General features: G+C 61.4%; 20 protein-coding genes. 10 read left to right on the top strand and 10 right to left on the bottom strand.

The features are described 5' to 3' along the window. Positions 1 to 76: 76 nt before the first annotated feature. The 4 genes from def to SSPSH_RS16105 all read left to right on the top strand — a co-directional run bounded on the left by def (position 77) and on the right by SSPSH_RS16105 (position 3,522). Positions 77 to 598: a peptide deformylase gene (def, locus tag SSPSH_RS16120; protein ID WP_006915164.1), complete on the top strand. Its 522-nt coding sequence runs from the start codon at positions 77 to 79 to the stop codon at positions 596 to 598. A 3-nt stretch (positions 599 to 601) separates the two neighbouring features. Beyond that, positions 602 to 1,531: a methionyl-tRNA formyltransferase gene (gene fmt, locus SSPSH_RS16115; RefSeq protein WP_006915161.1), complete on the top strand. Its 930-nt coding sequence runs from the start codon at positions 602 to 604 to the stop codon at positions 1,529 to 1,531. Continuing rightward, a complete protein-coding gene (gene rsmB, locus SSPSH_RS16110; protein ID WP_006915160.1) occupies positions 1,524 to 2,855 on the top strand; it encodes a 16S rRNA (cytosine(967)-C(5))-methyltransferase RsmB in 1,332 nt (443 codons plus the stop codon). Before fmt ends, rsmB begins: the two co-directional genes overlap by 8 nt. 100 nt (positions 2,856 to 2,955) lie before the next feature. Continuing rightward, on the top strand, positions 2,956 to 3,522 hold the full coding sequence (locus SSPSH_RS16105; protein WP_006915159.1) for a type 1 glutamine amidotransferase domain-containing protein: 567 nt from the start codon (positions 2,956 to 2,958) through the stop codon (positions 3,520 to 3,522). A 96-nt stretch (positions 3,523 to 3,618) separates the two neighbouring features. On the opposite strand, the gene SSPSH_RS16100 is transcribed toward SSPSH_RS16105, so the two are convergent. From SSPSH_RS16100 to trkA, 10 genes are all read right to left on the bottom strand, one after another. Continuing rightward, positions 3,619 to 4,329 carry an SIMPL domain-containing protein gene (locus tag SSPSH_RS16100; protein ID WP_006915158.1) on the bottom strand — a complete coding sequence of 237 codons (711 nt, stop codon included), beginning with the start codon at positions 4,327 to 4,329 and terminating at the stop codon, positions 3,619 to 3,621. A gap of 339 nt (positions 4,330 to 4,668) precedes the next feature. Continuing rightward, positions 4,669 to 5,454: an imidazole glycerol phosphate synthase subunit HisF gene (gene hisF / locus SSPSH_RS16095; protein ID WP_006915157.1), complete on the bottom strand. Its 786-nt coding sequence runs from the start codon at positions 5,452 to 5,454 to the stop codon at positions 4,669 to 4,671. Then, entirely contained in the window at positions 5,451 to 6,206 is a 756-nt protein-coding gene (gene hisA / locus SSPSH_RS16090) for a 1-(5-phosphoribosyl)-5-[(5-phosphoribosylamino)methylideneamino]imidazole-4-carboxamide isomerase (protein WP_006915156.1), read from the bottom strand. Before hisA ends, hisF begins: the two co-directional genes overlap by 4 nt. Positions 6,207 to 6,266: 60 nt before the next feature. Continuing rightward, the gene (gene hisH / locus SSPSH_RS16085; RefSeq protein ID WP_006915155.1) at positions 6,267 to 6,911 is read right to left on the bottom strand and encodes an imidazole glycerol phosphate synthase subunit HisH; all 645 of its coding nucleotides are present in this window, start codon (positions 6,909 to 6,911) and stop codon (positions 6,267 to 6,269) included. Between the two features lie 30 nt (positions 6,912 to 6,941). Next, on the bottom strand, positions 6,942 to 7,535 hold the full coding sequence (hisB, locus tag SSPSH_RS16080) for an imidazoleglycerol-phosphate dehydratase HisB (protein ID WP_006915154.1): 594 nt from the start codon (positions 7,533 to 7,535) through the stop codon (positions 6,942 to 6,944). 110 nt (positions 7,536 to 7,645) lie between these two features. Further along, positions 7,646 to 8,086 carry a D-aminoacyl-tRNA deacylase gene (gene dtd / locus SSPSH_RS16075; protein WP_006915152.1) on the bottom strand — a complete coding sequence of 147 codons (441 nt, stop codon included), beginning with the start codon at positions 8,084 to 8,086 and terminating at the stop codon, positions 7,646 to 7,648. Continuing rightward, positions 8,083 to 9,039 (bottom strand): homoserine kinase, encoded by a 957-nt coding sequence (locus tag SSPSH_RS16070; RefSeq protein ID WP_006915151.1) that lies wholly within the window; start codon positions 9,037 to 9,039, stop codon positions 8,083 to 8,085. Before SSPSH_RS16070 ends, dtd begins: the two co-directional genes overlap by 4 nt. Next, positions 9,039 to 9,368 (bottom strand): tetratricopeptide repeat protein, encoded by a 330-nt coding sequence (locus SSPSH_RS16065; protein WP_006915150.1) that lies wholly within the window; start codon positions 9,366 to 9,368, stop codon positions 9,039 to 9,041. The genes SSPSH_RS16070 and SSPSH_RS16065 overlap by 1 nt, the downstream gene beginning before the upstream one ends. Positions 9,369 to 9,395: 27 nt before the next feature. Beyond that, positions 9,396 to 10,865 (bottom strand): TrkH family potassium uptake protein, encoded by a 1,470-nt coding sequence (locus SSPSH_RS16060; protein ID WP_006915149.1) that lies wholly within the window; start codon positions 10,863 to 10,865, stop codon positions 9,396 to 9,398. A gap of 72 nt (positions 10,866 to 10,937) precedes the next feature. Beyond that, positions 10,938 to 12,317: a Trk system potassium transporter TrkA gene (gene trkA, locus SSPSH_RS16055; protein WP_006915148.1), complete on the bottom strand. Its 1,380-nt coding sequence runs from the start codon at positions 12,315 to 12,317 to the stop codon at positions 10,938 to 10,940. Between the two features lie 213 nt (positions 12,318 to 12,530). Here trkA and hisI point away from each other — a divergent pair, with 213 nt between their 5' ends. The 6 genes from hisI (at position 12,531) to SSPSH_RS16025 (ending at position 15,734) form a co-directional block, all read left to right on the top strand. Then, positions 12,531 to 12,965 (top strand): phosphoribosyl-AMP cyclohydrolase, encoded by a 435-nt coding sequence (gene hisI / locus SSPSH_RS16050; RefSeq protein WP_006915147.1) that lies wholly within the window; start codon positions 12,531 to 12,533, stop codon positions 12,963 to 12,965. Next, entirely contained in the window at positions 12,958 to 13,299 is a 342-nt protein-coding gene (locus SSPSH_RS16045) for a phosphoribosyl-ATP diphosphatase (protein ID WP_006915146.1), read from the top strand. The genes hisI and SSPSH_RS16045 overlap by 8 nt, the downstream gene beginning before the upstream one ends. A 15-nt stretch (positions 13,300 to 13,314) precedes the next feature. After that, positions 13,315 to 13,617: a twin-arginine translocase TatA/TatE family subunit gene (tatA, locus tag SSPSH_RS16040; RefSeq protein WP_006915145.1), complete on the top strand. Its 303-nt coding sequence runs from the start codon at positions 13,315 to 13,317 to the stop codon at positions 13,615 to 13,617. Positions 13,618 to 13,635: 18 nt separating this feature from the next. Continuing rightward, on the top strand, positions 13,636 to 14,070 hold the full coding sequence (gene tatB, locus SSPSH_RS16035) for a Sec-independent protein translocase protein TatB (RefSeq protein ID WP_006915144.1): 435 nt from the start codon (positions 13,636 to 13,638) through the stop codon (positions 14,068 to 14,070). Next, entirely contained in the window at positions 14,067 to 14,843 is a 777-nt protein-coding gene (gene tatC, locus SSPSH_RS16030; protein WP_006915143.1) for a twin-arginine translocase subunit TatC, read from the top strand. The genes tatB and tatC overlap by 4 nt, the downstream gene beginning before the upstream one ends. A 90-nt stretch (positions 14,844 to 14,933) precedes the next feature. Beyond that, entirely contained in the window at positions 14,934 to 15,734 is an 801-nt protein-coding gene (locus tag SSPSH_RS16025; RefSeq protein WP_006915142.1) for an EF-hand domain-containing protein, read from the top strand. Positions 15,735 to 16,137 lie beyond the last annotated feature (403 nt).

Raw genomic sequence — 16,137 nt, 5'->3', positions numbered from 1 at the left:
TGTGCTTTTTCGTTATCGGCCAGTCAGATCATTTATTAATGGCCGGCCCACTTGCGACTTTGACGACCAATAGAATATGGCGATTCTCGAGATTTTGCATTTCCCCGATCCACGGCTGCGCGAACGCACCGAGCCGGTCACCGTTTTCGATGAGACTTTGTCACGTTTCATCGACGATATGTTCGAGACCATGTACGACGCGCCTGGGGTGGGGTTGGCTGCCACACAGGTCGGCGATACGCGCCGGGTCGCGGTTATGGATTGCTCGGAGGATCGCAACGAACGCATCGTGATGTGCAATCCCGAAATACTCTGGCGTGAGGATCTCGAGACGGTCGACGAAGGCTGTCTATCGGTGCCCGACCATTACGACAAGGTCAAACGTTACGCGCGGGTGCGTTTCGCGGCCCAGGATCGTGACGGCGAGCGTTACGAAATGGATGCCGAAGGCCTGCTTGCCCAATGTGTGCAGCATGAGCTGGCGCATCTGGATGGCGGGTTGTATATCGATCAGCTGTCGCGGCTAAAGCGCGAGCGTATCCGTCGCAAGCTGGCCAAGGCGGCGCGTCAGCAAACCGCCGACCAAAGCGACGAATAACGCGTGAATATTGTTTTTGCCGGCACGCCCGAATTTGCGTTGCCCTGTCTAAATGCGGTCGCGGAGAGTTCGCATCGTCTCACCGGCGTGCTCACCCAGCCGGATCGGCCGGCCGGACGCGGGCGCAAGTTGGCCACATCGCCGGTCAAGCAGCGCGCGCTGGAACTGGGTGTCCCCGTTCAACAGCCGCTATCGCTCAAGAAAGACGACGCGTTCGAAGACTTGGCAGCGCTGGAGCCGGATCTGATGGTCGTGGTGGCCTATGGATTGCTGCTACCTAAAAAAGTGCTCGCGCTGCCGCGATACGGTTGTATCAATGTTCATGCATCATTGTTGCCTCGCTGGCGCGGCGCTGCGCCCATTGCCCGTGCGATTCTGGCTGGCGATAGCGAAAGCGGCGTAACCCTGATGCAGATGAACGCGGGGCTTGATACTGGCCCGATGCTCGCGCGCCGTGCTGTGGAAATCGGTAGCGATACCACCGCGGGCGAACTGCACGACCGGCTTGCGGAACTCGGCGCTGCCGAGCTTTCGGCGCTGCTCGGACGCGTCGAACAGGGCGTGACCGGCGAATCGCAGGATGACGCACAGGCCTGCTACGCGCGGCGCCTGGATAAAGGCGAGGCGGCGATCGACTGGCGGCTGCGCGCTGACGAGATTGCGCGCGCGGTCCGTGCTTTCGTGCCGTGGCCGGTGGCACACGCCCGACTGGGTGGCCAACCGATCCGGTTCTGGCGGGCTGGCACTGCGCCGACTTCGGCTGGCGCCAGCGCCGAGCCGGGTACGGTCGTTGCGGCCAGTCCGAAGGGAATCGATATCGCTACCGGCGCCGGCACCTTGCGGGTGACCGAGTTGCAGTTGCCGGGCAAGAAGCGCATGGACGCGGCGGCTGCCGTGAACGGTCGCGCCTGGGTCGGTCAACGCTTTGAGTAAATCGCAACGTCGCGATACACCGCCGGCGTCGGTCGAAGGCGCGGCTTCGCGGGCCTGGGCTGCGCGGTGCGTGTCGGCGGTGATGAATGATCGTCGCAGTCTCGATGCCGCGCTGGCCGAGTTGCCGGCCGATATGAGTGGTGCCGATCGTGCGCTGGTTTCCGCACTCGCCTATGGCGTACTGCGCGACTATCGCCGCCTGGAAGCGCTGCTCGCGCCGAAATTGTCGCGCAAGCCGCAGCCGTTGCTACGCGCGCTGTTGCTGGTCGGGTTGTTGCAGCTGGAGGCGATGCGTATTCCGCCGCATGCAGCGGTGCATGCCACGGTATCGGCTGCGGCGATGCTCAAGCTCGGTAGGGCGCGCGGTATGGTCAACGCCATTCTGCGGGGACATCAGCGCGACGCGGCGGCTGCCGATTCCAGTGAACTCGCGGTGGGCGTTCGCTACGGCTATCCGGACTGGGTAGTTCGCATGATCGAAGCCGACTGGGGCAGCCTGTGGCCCGCCGTGCTAGCCGCCGGCAACCGGCCGGCGCCGATGCATCTGCGTGCCAATGCGCGCCAGTGTAGTCGGCATACGGCAATGCAACGTCTGGCCGAAGCAGGCATCGCCAGCCAAGCCGTGCGTGTTTGCGATAGTGCGCTCACGCTCGACAGCGCGATATCCGCGCGCGATCTGCCCGGCTTTGCCAGCGGTGAGATTTCCATTCAGGACGCAGGCGCACAACTGGCTGCCGGGCTGGTCGCCGCGCAGGCGGGCGATCATGTGCTCGATGCCTGTGCCGCCCCAGGCAACAAGAGCGCGCATCTTCTGGAACGTGCTGATATCGATCTGCTTGCGCTCGATATCGATGCCACGCGGCTCGAAACGCTCAATGAAACTTTGCAGCGCGTGGGCACGACTGCCCGTGTACAGGTAGCCGACGCGGGCGACATCGAACATTGGTGGGACGGCCGTGCCTTCGATCGTATTTTGCTGGATGCGCCCTGCAGCGGCACCGGTGTGATTCGTCGCCATCCGGATATCAAGTGGCTGCGACGGCCGGACGATATCGCAGCGGCGGCCAAGCGCCAGAATGCGTTACTGGACGGTTTATGGCGCACGCTCGCGCCGGGCGGGCGTCTGGTTTATGCCACCTGCTCGATCCTGCGCGCCGAAGGCGTGGATGTGATCGATGCATTTCTGGCCCGAACCGATGATGCACGCGAACAGGTCATCGATGCCCATTGGGGGTTTGCCGAACGCTATGGCCGGCGTATTGCGCCGGGTATGCACGGCTTTGATGGTTTCTACTACGCGGTGCTCGAACGCGACGCGGCTTGAACGATGGTTCTTCGCCGGTAAGTAGCATTACGGAGTTGAAACGATTGCGCGCAACCGCACGATTGGGGGTGTACTGATTCATCAACCAATTGGAGTTGTGATGAGCGACGAACTCAAAGGCAAGAAGGTGGCGTTCCTGGCCACGAACGGTTTCGAATATTCGGAGCTGACCCAGCCTTGGGACGAGATCAAGGCCGCGGGGGCCGAGGTCGAACTGATCTCGCTCGAAAACGGCAAGATTCAGGGTGAAAGCGGCGGCGAGCCGAAAGGCGATCCGATTGCGGTCGACAAGACCGTCGATCAGGTATCCGCCGGCGACTACAACGCACTCGTTCTGCCGGGTGGTCTGGCCAATCCGGATACGCTGCGCATGAACGACAAGGCGGTCCAGTTCGTGCGCGATTTCTTTGCCCAGCACAAGCCGGTGTCCGCCATCTGCCACGGTCCGTGGTTGCTGGCCGAAGCCGACGTGCTCAAGGGCCGCACGGTAACCTCGTTCCCGTCGATCAAGACCGACCTTCAGAATGCAGGCGCCAAGTGGGAAGACCGCGAAGTGGTCTGCGACGAAGCGCTGGTGACTAGCCGTACGCCCGACGATCTGGATGCGTTCTGTGCCAAGACGATCGAAGAGATCGCCGAAGGCAAGCATGAAGAACAGACCACCTGATCTGTTCAAGTCTAGCCATGTGCAATACGAAGCCCGGGTCTCGGCCCGGGCTTTTTTATGCGCGCTGCATGCGATGCTTGGCGCGGGGAGGGTTGTCTAATCTTCCAGCGTGTAGTCGATCGTGGTCACGACCCGGACTTTCTTGATGTCCGGTGTGTAACTGTCCAGATCCTGGATCGAGAAATAGCCCTGCGAGGCGGAACGAATGGCGCCGACCTTGCTGCCGGAATCCTCGGCGAACTGGCGTGCGGCCTTGCGCGCGTCGGCTGTGGCCTGCGCGATCATTTCCGGCTTGATGGTTTCCAGATCGGTGAACAGGAATTCGGTGCGATATTCATAGTTGGGCGAGAGCACGACCCCCAGGCTCACCAGTTCGCCTACGCGCGGCATCGCCTGTTTGACCCTGTCGATCTTCGGGGTACGTACGAGTACCGTCGTTTCGGCCGAATAGCGGGTTGGCGGCCGCTGGTTGCCGTAGCTGTTGGCATAGCGATCCGTGACCTGTGGCGACGTCGTGGTGATCGACTCCGGTTTGAAACCGGCATCGGTAAGAAAGCGACGAATGATGTCGGCCTGACGATTGACCTGCTGCTGCACGGTACTCAATTCGTCGCCAGTGACCGTGAAATGCAGCGGCCAGAGGGCGAGGTCAGCCCGCACTTCGCGTTCCGCGAGACCCTTGACCGTGACCGCGCGTTCGGCCGATTTCCATTGAATTGCCGCGCTCTTGAGATAGCTGCCGCCGACAATAAGTCCGACGGCAAGACACAGGCCAAGAACAGCTGCGGCCAAGATATTGTTCTTCATTACTTATTTGCGGCATAAACGCATGGCGGGTGAGTGCTCAGATTATCCGATCCCAAAGCTTGCGGCTGGCTTAAGCACGCCGGCTTGATTCGCGGCGGCGTCGCTGATCGCGGTGCGAGGAACGCATATCCGCAGGTGGCACGGAATGTTTGGATTGAAATCGCTGCCTGTGCGGTCAATCGATCTGATGTGAGAGCGCGTATCGAGCGCTGCAACGATATCCAGCCGCACGTATTGAAAGTCCGCCTGGCCCGTCGGCTTCGGCTGGAATGCTAAGCACGATGCCTGGCACCAAGCAGCCCGCGCGGGAATGAAGCACGCCCGGCGCGGGCCAGGGTCTTAACGATAGATCGGGTCGCGTACGACCACGCCGCGCTCAGCGAGATAGCCTTTGGCCTGCTGGATCGTATAGGTGCCGAAATGAAAGATCGATGCCGCGAGCACCGCATCGGCCGTGCCGATTTCCAGGCCGTCATGCAGATGTTCGAGGTTGCCGACGCCGCCCGAGGCGATCACCGGCACGTCTACGGCTTCCGAGATCGCACGCGTAAGCTTGAGATCGAAGCCGGACTTGGTGCCGTCCTTGTCCATACTGGTCAGCAGCACTTCGCCGGCGCCGAGCGACACCAGCTTCTGGGCCCATTCGATCGCATCGATGCCGGTGGATTTACGCCCGCCGTGGGTGAAGATTTCCCAGCGAGGGGCCTCGCCTTTGCGGGCCACGTTCTTGGCGTCGAGCGCGACCACGATGCACTGCGAGCCATAGCGATAGGCCGCTTCGGCGACGAAGTTCGGGTCTGAAATCGCAGCCGTGTTGATCGACACCTTGTCGGCGCCCGCCGATAGTAGGCGACGCACATCGGGCAGCGTACGCACACCGCCGCCCACGGTCAGCGGGATGAAGACCTCGCCGGCCACCCGCTCGACCACGTCCATCAGGGTGCCGCGGTCTTCGTGGCTGGCGGTGATATCGAGAAAGACGAGCTCGTCGGCGCCTTGCTGGTCGTAGCGCCGGGCGATCTCGACCGGGTCGCCTGCATCCTTGATCTCGAGGAACTTGACGCCTTTGACGACCCGGCCCTTGTCGATATCCAGGCAGGGGATGATGCGTTTGGCCAGGCTCACGCGGACCCCTCGCCCTGGGCTTTGCGATCGTTGACCAGTTTGCGGGCTTCGGCGAGATCGATCGTGCCTTCATAGAGCGCGCGTCCGATCACCGCGCCGGTCACGCCGTCTTCCTCGGCGGTGAGCAGCGCTTCAATATCGTCGAGTCGCGTCACCCCGCCCGAGGCAATCACGGGGATGGTGAGTTCGGCAGCCAGTGCACGGCTGGCTTCGACGTTGACACCCTGCATCATGCCGTCGCGGCCGATATCTGTATGGATGATGGCAACCACGCCGTCCTCTTCGAACTGCTGGGCCATTTCGGCGACGGTGTTGTTCGACAGCTTGGACCAGCCGTCGGTCGCGACCATGCCGTCCTTCGCATCGAGACCGACGATGATATGGCGCGGAAACTCCACGCCGGCATCGGCCACGAAATGCGGTTCGGACACGGCGCGCGTGCCGAGAATCACGTATTCGACGCCGCGCTCGAGATAGGTCTCGATCGCGGCTTCATCGCGGATGCCGCCCCCGACTTGGACCGGCACGTTGCCGCAGGCCGACACGATCTGGCCGATCACACGGTCGTTGACCGGGTAGCCGGCCTTCGCGCCGTCGAGATCGACCACATGGATTCGATCCGCGCCTTCGGCAAGCCAACGCTCGGCTACGGCGACCGGGTCTTCATCGAAGACGGTCACGTCGTCCATGCGGCCCTGGCGCAGGCGTACGCACTGGCCGTTCTTGATATCAATCGCTGGTATGAGTAGCACGCCGATAATCCTCGTCTACGGCTTGAATGGTCGAAACGACAGCAAGTTTGCGAACCGCGCTCAGGCGGCGCCGTCCCATTCCAGGAAATTGGCCAGCAACTGAAGGCCGGCCGACTGGCTTTTCTCCGGATGAAACTGCACCGCGAACACGTTCGGGCGCAGAATCACCGAAGCAAAACGCACGCCATAGTCGGTTGTGCCGGCGATATGGCGCTCGTCGCTGGGGACCACGTAATAACTGTGTACGAAATAGAACCAGCTCGCCGGCGCGATGTCTTTCCAGAGCGGATGATGACGCTCCTGGCGAACCTGGTTCCAGCCCATGTGCGGGATCTTGCGACGCACGCCATCGGGCTGGGCATCGGGCGCGGCGAAATGCACGGTATCGCCGGGAAACGCGCCCAGGCACTGCACGCCGCCCGATTCTTCGGAATGGCCCATCAGCGCTTCGATACCCAGGCACACGCCCATCAGCGGCTTCTTGCCGAGCTGTTCGCGCAGCATGTCGTCGAGTTCGAGCCGATGCAGTTCGTCCATGCAATGCCCGATCGCGCCCACGCCGGGCAGAACCAGACGGTCCATGCGCGATAGCGCGTCCGGGTCGAAGCTGACTTCGATCTGTTCGTCCGACGCCACGTAACGCAGCGCCTTGGCAATCGAGTGCAGATTGCCCATCCCATAGTCGATGATACCGACGGTAGCCATAGTGTGATCGTGTACGAAGAAAAGAAGGGTTTAGAGGCTGCCCTTGGTGGACGGCATCGTATCGCCAGTCCGGCCATCGGCCGCGACCGCCATGCGCAGCGCGCGCCCGAACGCCTTGAACAGGGTTTCGGCCACGTGATGGGCGTTATGGCCCTTCAACGCATCCATGTGCAGAGTGAGCGCGCCGGCGCTGGCGAGCCCCTGGAAGAACTCGCGCACCAGTTCGACATCGAAGGTGCCGATCTTGTCGCGGGTGAAATCCGCGGCAAAGAACAGCCCCGGACGCCCGGACAGATCGATGACCACACGTGAAAGCGCTTCGTCGAGCGGCACATAGGCATGGCCATAGCGGGTGATGCCACGCTTGTCACCAACGGCTTCGCGCAGCGCCTGTCCGATACAGATACCGACATCCTCCACCGTGTGGTGGTCATCGATATGCAGATCGCCTTTGGCGCGCACGTCGAGATCGATCATACCGTGGCGGCTGATCTGATGAAGCATGTGATCGAAGAAACCCACACCGGTTTCGGCTGCGAACACGCCTTCGCCGTCGAGATCCAGTGTGACCTGTATCTCGGTTTCAGCGGTCTGACGTGAGATCGTTGCGCGTCGTGCCTTCATTGACAGAATCAAGTCTGTGGATCACCCCGAGAGGCGGGATAATACGCCCATTGATTAGGCAACGCGAACGTAGCGGCCGCTGCCAGGTATCGTGATTGGCGCGGAGCGCGCTAAGAGTGTAACCAGAAGGTCACCGGGCCATCGTTTATCAACGAGACTTGCATATCGGCGCCGAATACACCCTGTTCGATACGCTCGGTATGGCGCGCGTGTAATACGTCGATGAATGTATCGAACAGCTCGCGTGCGCGGGCCGGCGGGCACGCCGAGGAAAAACCGGGCCGGTTGCCACGCTGCGTATCGGCCGCGAGGGTGAATTGTGGCACCGCAAGCACCTGCCGTCCGGTTTGCCGAGTGCTGTGATTCATACGCCCGCATTCATCGGCGAATATGCGATAGCCAAGCACGCGTTCGGCCAGGCGGGTGGCCTGGGCCGCTGTGTCGTCGGGTTCGGCGGCAACGAGTGCGAGTACGCCGGGGCCGATACGGGCGACCGTTTCGCCGTCGATGGCCACGGCGGCCTGTGTCACGCGCTGAATGAGCGCGATCACGGTTGGCCGATCAGCGCGGGTGCAGCCTTGCGGTGCGCACGCAACAGTCGCTCGAACGGGCTGGGGTCGTGGATATGAGTGACGTCGCCGTCCATGGGAAAGTGATAGTCGATCAGCCGCGAGGCCCAGAAGCGCAGGGCGGCCGCACGCAGCATCGCAGGCCATGCTGCATGTTCGGCCTCGGTGAGCGCGCGACGCCGATCATAGGCCCGTATGAACGCCTGCCAGTGTGTACCTCGATATTGCCCGTTGTCGTCGAACGCCCAGTCGTTGCAGATCACGGCCAGGTCGAACAGCAGATAATCGTGGCAGGCGTAATAGAAATCGATGATGCCGGAGACGCGATCGTCGGCGAATAACACGTTGTCGCGAAACATGTCGGCATGGATCACGGCCTCGGGTAAGCTGCGATAAGTCATGTGTGTGCTATCGCGCTGGAACGCAATCTCGTCGTCGAGCAGGGCTGCGGTATCGGCATCGAGCCGATCGACGAGCCGGTCACGCGCGTTGCTGATCCAGGCCAGGTCGCGTGGGTTAGGCTGGGCTTCGCCGAAGGAGCGCACGGCGCGATGCATTTCAGCGACTACACCGCCGAGCGAGGCACAGTGGCCGGCTTCCGGCGTCTCGATGCTCGCGCCCGCGAGGCGATAGACCAGCGCGGCCGGGCGATTCTGGACCCGGCTGAGAAAGCCGCCGTCGTTGCGTGCCACGGGGTGCGCGCCGGGCACGCCATGGCCGGCCAGATGGTCCATCAGCTGCATGAAAAACGGCAGCGAGCCGTTGTCCATCTGCTCGAACAGGGTGAGAACCCAGCGTCCGGTCGAGGTGTCGACAAAATAGTTGGTGTTGGTGATCCCTGCGGTAATACCGCAGAAATCTTCCAGTTCGCCAATCGAATATTCGGCCAGTAGCGCGCGCAGATCGTCTTCGGTAACGCGGGTGTAGACCGACATCAGTTGCCTGCGGACTGTTGTTTTCTTGCGCGCTTGGCGAAGACTTGCATCTCGCGCGCTGCCTGGTTGTCGCCGCGCGCCTCGGCCACGGTGATGCCGTGGTCGAGTACGTCGATGCCCGCGGTTATATCCCCAGCATCCACCAGCGCCCGCCCGTACAGTTTCCACGCGGCGGAATAGTCCGGGTCGTGGGCGACCGCTTCGGCCAGATGCGTGGCCGCATCGGCATAGTGGCCGTCTTTATAGAGTAGCTCGCCAAGGGAAAAACGCAGCAACGCGTTATCTTCGCCGGCGGCGAGCATCTTTTCGAGTTGGTCTTTCATCGCCATGGGCACAGTGTACCGATACACGCCCTGTTATCGGCGCCAAAATGCTGGTGTGAGTATCACCAGCAGGGTGAAAATCTCAAGACGGCCCAGCAGCATGGCCAGACAAAGCACCCATTTGGCCAGCCCCGGCAGGCCCGCCATGTTGGAGGAGACCTCACCCAGGCCCGGGCCCAGGTTGTTGATCGATGCCGCCACGGCGGAAAAGGCGGTGAGCTCGTTGAGACCGGTCGCCAGCAGGATCAGGAACATCGCCACGAAAATAGTGATATAGACCGCAAAAAACCCCCAGACCGCCTGGATGACCCGATCGGGGATGACCTTGCCGCCCATCTTGATCGGGATTTCGGCGTTCGGGTGTACCAGGCGACTGATTTCCCGCGAGCCCTGTTTGGCCAGCAGAACGAATCGCACGACCTTCATTCCGCCCGTGGTTGAGCCTGCGCAGCCGCCCACGAAGCTGCCCAGCAGCAAGAACATCGGCAGAAAACTTGGCCATAGCGAATAGTCTGTGGTGGTAAAGCCGGTCGTCGTGCCGATCGAAACCACTTGGAACATGGCCTTGATCAGTGCGTTGGGCAACGATACATAGGTGCCAGCGATTAGCAGTACGATGCATCCGAGCAACGTGGCGCCTACCACCATGATCAGGAAGGTGCGGGTTTCCGAATCGCGCCAGTAAGTCATTGGATTGGCGCTGCGCCACACCGCGAAATGCATGCCGAAACTGATCGAGCCGACGATCATGGCGACGATGGCGGCCATTTCGATGATGGCGTCGTCGTGATGGCCCAGCGAAAGATCGTGGTTGGAAAAACCGCCGGTCGCAATCGCCGAAAACGCATGGCTGATCGAGTCGAAAACGGTCATTCCCGCGACCCAGAATACCAGCGCACATACGCCGGTCAGAGACAGATAGAGATACCAGAGCGCCTTGGCGGTCTCGCGGATACGCGGAGTGAGCTTGGAATCCTTGATTGGCCCCGGTGTTTCGGCGCGATAGAGCTGCATACCGCCCACACCGAGCATGGGCAGTACGGCCACGGCCAGCACGATGATGCCCATGCCGCCCATCCAGTGCAGCAGCTGGCGCCAGAACAGGATCGCGTGAGGCAGGGTGTCGAGGCCGACAAGTACGGTTGCCCCGGTTGTGGTCAGGCCCGATACGGCTTCGAATACCGCATCGGTCACGCCGATATCCGGGCGCTCGGCCAGATACAGTGGCACCGCGCCAAACAGGCTCAGCACCAGCCAGAACAGCACCACTACCAGAAAGCCGTCGCGGATTTTAAGTTCGCGACGCACGTGGCGCACAGGTAGCCAGGCCAGAAGACCGGTGAGCAGGGTGATCACGAAACCGATAGCGAACGCGTCGGCCTCGCCGTCGCCGTAGGCCATGCCCATGATCATCGGCACCAGCATGCTGGTGGAGAAGATCATCAGCAGGATGCCGAGTACGCGCTGGACGACCGCGAAGTAGTAGTTCAGCGACAGTTTCATACGCTGGCGAGCGGTCGGTGGCGGCAGGCGGTTCGGCCGTGCCGTGTTGCGTGTCTGGAACGCATGCCGCGCCTATACATAAGACACGCCGACCTGGAATAACTTCTCCACGTCCGCGGTATGTTTCTTTTCGATGATGAAGAGCATGACGTGGTCGCCAGACTCGATCACCGTGTCGTGATGGGCGATCAGCACATCGTCGCCGCGTGCGATCGCGCCGATCGTTGTGCCCGGCGGGAGCTTGATTTCGTCGATACGCCGGCCGACCACGCGTGAGTTGGAACGCTCACCGTGGGCAATGGCTTCGATCGCCTCGGCGGCACCACGGCGCAGAGTATGCACGCGCACCACGTCGCCGCGGCGTACATGGGCCAGCAGTGCAGAAATAGTCGATTGCTTGGGCGAGATCGCGATATCGATCTGCGTGCCGGACGACTCGATCAAGTCCACATAAGCGAGACGATTGATCAGCGACATCGCTTTGCGTGCGCCCAGGCGCTTGGCCAGCATCGCCGAGAGGATATTGGCTTCGTCGTCGTTGGTGATCGCACAGAATACGTCGACGGATTCGATATTTTCTTCGACCAGTAACGATTCGTTGGCCGCGTCGCCCTTGAGTACGATTGAGCGGTTGACCTTTTCTGAAAGCCAGCCTGCGCGCGCCGGGTTGTTCTCGATGATCTTGACCTGGCAATGGTTTTCCAGCGCCAGGGCCAGGCGCAGCCCGATATTGCCGCCGCCGGCGATCATCACCCGCTTGACCGGGCGGTCGATCTTGCGCAGCTCGCCAATCACCTTCTTGATATTGCGGCGCGCGGCGACAAAAAAGACTTCGTCGTCGGCTTCGATAACGGTATTGCCTTCGGGAATCATCGGTTTGCCGCGCCGATAAATGGCGACCACGCGCGTGTCCGCTTCGGGCAGATGCTCGCGCAGGGTGCGCAATTCCTTACCTACCAGCGGGCCGCCGTAATAGGCCTTGACGCCGACGACCTGCACCTGGCCGTCCGCGAAATCCACGACCTGCAGGGCGCCTGGATATTGCACCAGGCGCTTGATGTGTTCGGTAACCAGTTGCTCCGGGCTGATGCTCATATCGATCGGAATCGCGTCCTGATGAAACAGGCGATCCTCGATCAGATATTCGGCCGCGCGGATACGCGCGATCTTGGTCGGCGTGTGGAAAAGCGTGTACGCGATCTGGCAGGCGACCATGTTGACTTCGTCTGCCGCCGTGACCGCAATGATCATGTCGGCATCGTTCGCGCCGGCGCTGCGCAGGATATCGGGGTGCGCGGCGTAGCCGTGTACAGCGCGAATATCGAGACGGTCCTGAAGCGGGCGCAACAAGGCTTCGTCGGTATCGACGACAGTCACGTCGTTGGACTCATGGGCAAGGTTTTCGGCGAGGGTCGCGCCGACCTCACCCGCCCCCAGAATGATGATCTTCATGCGCTGTAGTGTAGTCCATCGAAGCCGTAATGCTTGTAAAAGCGTGCCAGAAACAGCTGGTGACGTAAGCGGCTTTGTTCGGCTATTGCTCCTGTTAGACGACGGGTCGCGCGGCGAACATGGCCTATCCGGTCAGCGTGGCGGGGCTTTCCCTCTGGGTTTGCGATCGGCGAAAGCGTAGGATGGCGGCACACAGTTTCGACTATTGCAATCGTGACCAAGGACAACACTACTCTCCATACTGCGGATAATCGATCGGCCGAATGGCTCGACCAGGTAGCCTGGAACGAGCAGGGCTTGGTGCCGGCGATAACCCAGGCCTACGACACCCAGCGCGTGCTGACGTTGGCGTGGATGAACCGAGAATCTCTCACCGCGACGATCGAAAGTGGTTTTGCAACGTATTGGTCACGTTCGCGTGCCAAACTCTGGCGCAAGGGCGAGTCGTCGGGAAATCTGCAGCGTATCCGCGAAGTGCGGTTGGACTGCGACAACGACGCTGTGCTGCTGATTGTTGAACAGATCGGCGGCGTTGCCTGTCATACCGGACGCGAGTCCTGTTTTTTCCAGGTCTACGACAACGGCCGCTGGGTCACTCAGGATCCGGTGCTTGTCGATCCTAGTGATATGTACGGTCTGCATGAGTAATTCCGATATCTTGAGCCAACTCGACGCGGCTCTGTCCAAGCGCCGTAATGCCGATCCAGGCAAGAGTTATACGGCGTCACTTTATGCCGGCGGCACACCTGCAATCACGGCCAAGATCACCGAAGAGGCGGCCGAGGTCGTCGAGGCAGCGGCCGAGGCTGATGATGGTCATCTGGTGCATGAGATCGCGGACCTGTGGTTTCACACCATGGTCCTGCTGCAGGCACGCGGCCTGAACGCCGCGGCCGTACAGGCCGAATTGGCTCGGCGCTTCGGTGTGTCGGGCATCGAAGAAAAAGCGGCGCGCGGCTCCTCCGATACGCCGGCTAACTGATTAAACGAGGTAGACATGATTGGTGGTATCAGCATTTGGCAGTTACTCATTCTCCTGGTGATCGTGGTGTTGATATTCGGCACCAAACGCCTGCGTAATCTCGGTGGCGATCTGGGCTCTGCGCTCAAGGATTTCCGCGGCGCGATGAAGGACAGCGAAGCCGACAAGGAGGACGAAACCACTCAAGACGCCCGCAAGCGACCCGAAGATCCGCAACTGGTCGACGATCTCGGCAAGACCAAGCCCAATACCGGCCCGGTCGAAGAAGCCCAGCGTCGCAACGCCCAGAAGAACGAAACCGACGATAAACAGGACTGATCGAACCGGAATCAAGGTATGTTCGATATCGGTTTCTGGGAACTGACGGTCATCGCGGTCATCGGCCTGATCGTACTCGGGCCCGAGCGCTTGCCTGTGGTCGCGCGTACGTTGGGCACCTGGGTCGGGCGCGCGAAAGGGTATGTGCGCGGTCTGACCAGCGAACTCGAGCGCGAGGTCAATGTGGACGACATTCGTTCCGAGGTGTGCCGTACGCGCGAGCGTATCGAGGCCGGTACGCGCGACACGGTTGATTCCGTTCGCGAAGTCGACCCGCGCGAGGCTAACAGGGCACCGCGCTATACCCAGGTTCCGCCGCCGGCCGATACCGCGGATGAGGCCGCCACGGTCGAAGCCGATAGCGCCAATCCCGTCGCCGATGCCGCAGCTGCACAAACGTCGGCACAAGAGGCGACAGTGGACCGCGCCAACGATAACGAACGCAACGCATGAGCGACGAAGAACTGGAAGGCCAGGAACAGCCGCTGATCGCGCATCTGCTCGAGCTTCGGACGCGGCTGCTGCGTATCGTCATCGGCATACTCGTGGTGTTTCTGCCGATGGCGTATTTCGCCCGCGATCTGTTCACGTTTCTGTCCGGGCCGTTGCTTGCCCATATGCCGGAAGGCAATAGCCTGATTGCAACCGGTGTGGCGGCGCCCTTTCTTGCCCCGTTCAAACTCTCGATGTTGCTCGCCGTGGCCGTATCGTTGCCTTGGACGCTCTATCAAGTGTGGATGTTCGTGGCCCCCGGGCTGTACGCACAAGAGCGCCGATTGGTGACACCGCTGCTTATATCCAGCACCGGGCTTTTCTATCTGGGTATGGCGTTTGCCTACTACGTGGTCTTTCCCGTGGTCTTCGGCTTCTTCATTTCCGTAGCACCGGTCGGCGTTGCGGTGATGACCGATATCTCGGCTTATCTGGATTTCGTGCTCGGCATGTTCCTGGCGTTCGGTATCGCGTTTGAACTGCCGGTGGGTATTTTTCTTATCGTCTGGGCGGGCTTTGTCACGCCGCGTCAGCTGGCCAGCTACCGTGCCTATATCATCGTCGCCGCGTTCGCGGTCGGTATGGTGCTTACGCCGCCGGACGTAATCTCGCAGACGCTTTTGGCCGTGCCGGTCTACCTGCTTTATGAAGTGGGTATCGTGATGGCGCGACTGTTCGTGCCCGGCATGCGTGAAGTCGAGGCCCAGCAGGACGAGCAGTCGGGCGGACCCTAGACTGAGTCCCTGGAAACTCGGTTAAGTAAAGGTTCATGGCGTGACCCTAGGGTAGGGCCACCTTTTCACGTGCCATGGAAACAAAACGCCATGATGAAGAAAACCGCAATCGCACTCGGCCTGGCCATGGTTTCCGGCTTGGGCGTCGCCGCTCAGAACGGCGCGGCCGTCGGCGCCAGTGCGCAAGCGAACGCTGGCCAGTCCGGCGTAGGCATCGATATGGAAGCATCGATCAACACGCAGTTCGATGCACTCGATACCAATGGCGATGGTGTGCTCAGTCGCAGCGAAGCCGAATCCAATCCGCGTATTTCGGCGCTGTACGACTCGATGAACACTGCCGATACCATCGAGGATAGCGCTAAAGAGAGTACGCCGAACGGCCTCACGCGCGATCAGTTCCAGGCCGGCATGCAGGCCGCGGCGTCGGGCTCCGGCAGCCTTGGCCCGGCTGCTTCCGGCGGCGAAACCTATACGATCATGCGGGATGGTAGTCGCAAGCTTAAGCAAGGTGCGACCGGCGCTGCTTCAAAAGCCGGCTCACGTGCACAAGGCGCGGCCTCGGCGGTAACCGGACAAGTCGGTGATGCGGCAAGCCAGGCCGGGGCAGAAGCACAAAGCCAGCAGCAACGCCTTCAGAACCAGTCGCAGTCGATGCACAACCGTGCCCGGGATGGCGCGGAGCAAGTGCGTAGCGAAGCTGAACCCCGGCGTGATCGTACACAGAACAAGGCAGCCGAAATGCAGCAGCGTGCACGAGGCCAGGGTGGCACGAGCGATGCGCCACAAGGTGCCAACGCGCAGGGCTCGGTTGAAACCGATACGTCGATTCAGCGCTCCGGCAATTACGGCGCAGCGGCCGAGACGAACACGCGTATCGACGCTGACTGACATATCATGATCAGCTCAAGGGGCCGCCCTCGTATCTTCGGGTACGGGGGTTTTTTATGACTGAGTTATATAACTTGCGCGTGCGCGTCGGCGTCGGCGTCGGCGTTGGGTCGAGGCCCTGCCGTCGAGCATGCCAAGGGCAAGGGACGATTGGCCCGCGCGTATTACGGAAAAAAGCACGCCATTGGGGGCGGGGGCTTTTGTTGCCAACGAGCCGTATTGCGTATGGGGTTTGGCGCCCGCGGGTGGTTCATGGCGCCGCGTTGTCGTGTATCGGTCGGCGGGCCCGAGCCCCGGTGCGTGTGCTCTGCGGCGATGTCGAACGCCGTTCATGCAGGTTGCTCGGCGCAGATACACGGCAATAAAAAGCCCGGCGCATGGCCGTAATGCCGTTCATTTAAGC

It is taken from the genome of Salinisphaera shabanensis E1L3A, from assembly GCF_000215955.2.
In the GTDB taxonomy this organism is placed as follows: Bacteria; Pseudomonadota; Gammaproteobacteria; order Nevskiales; family Salinisphaeraceae; genus Salinisphaera; species Salinisphaera shabanensis.
This window is presented reverse-complemented; position numbering and strand designations above follow the sequence as displayed.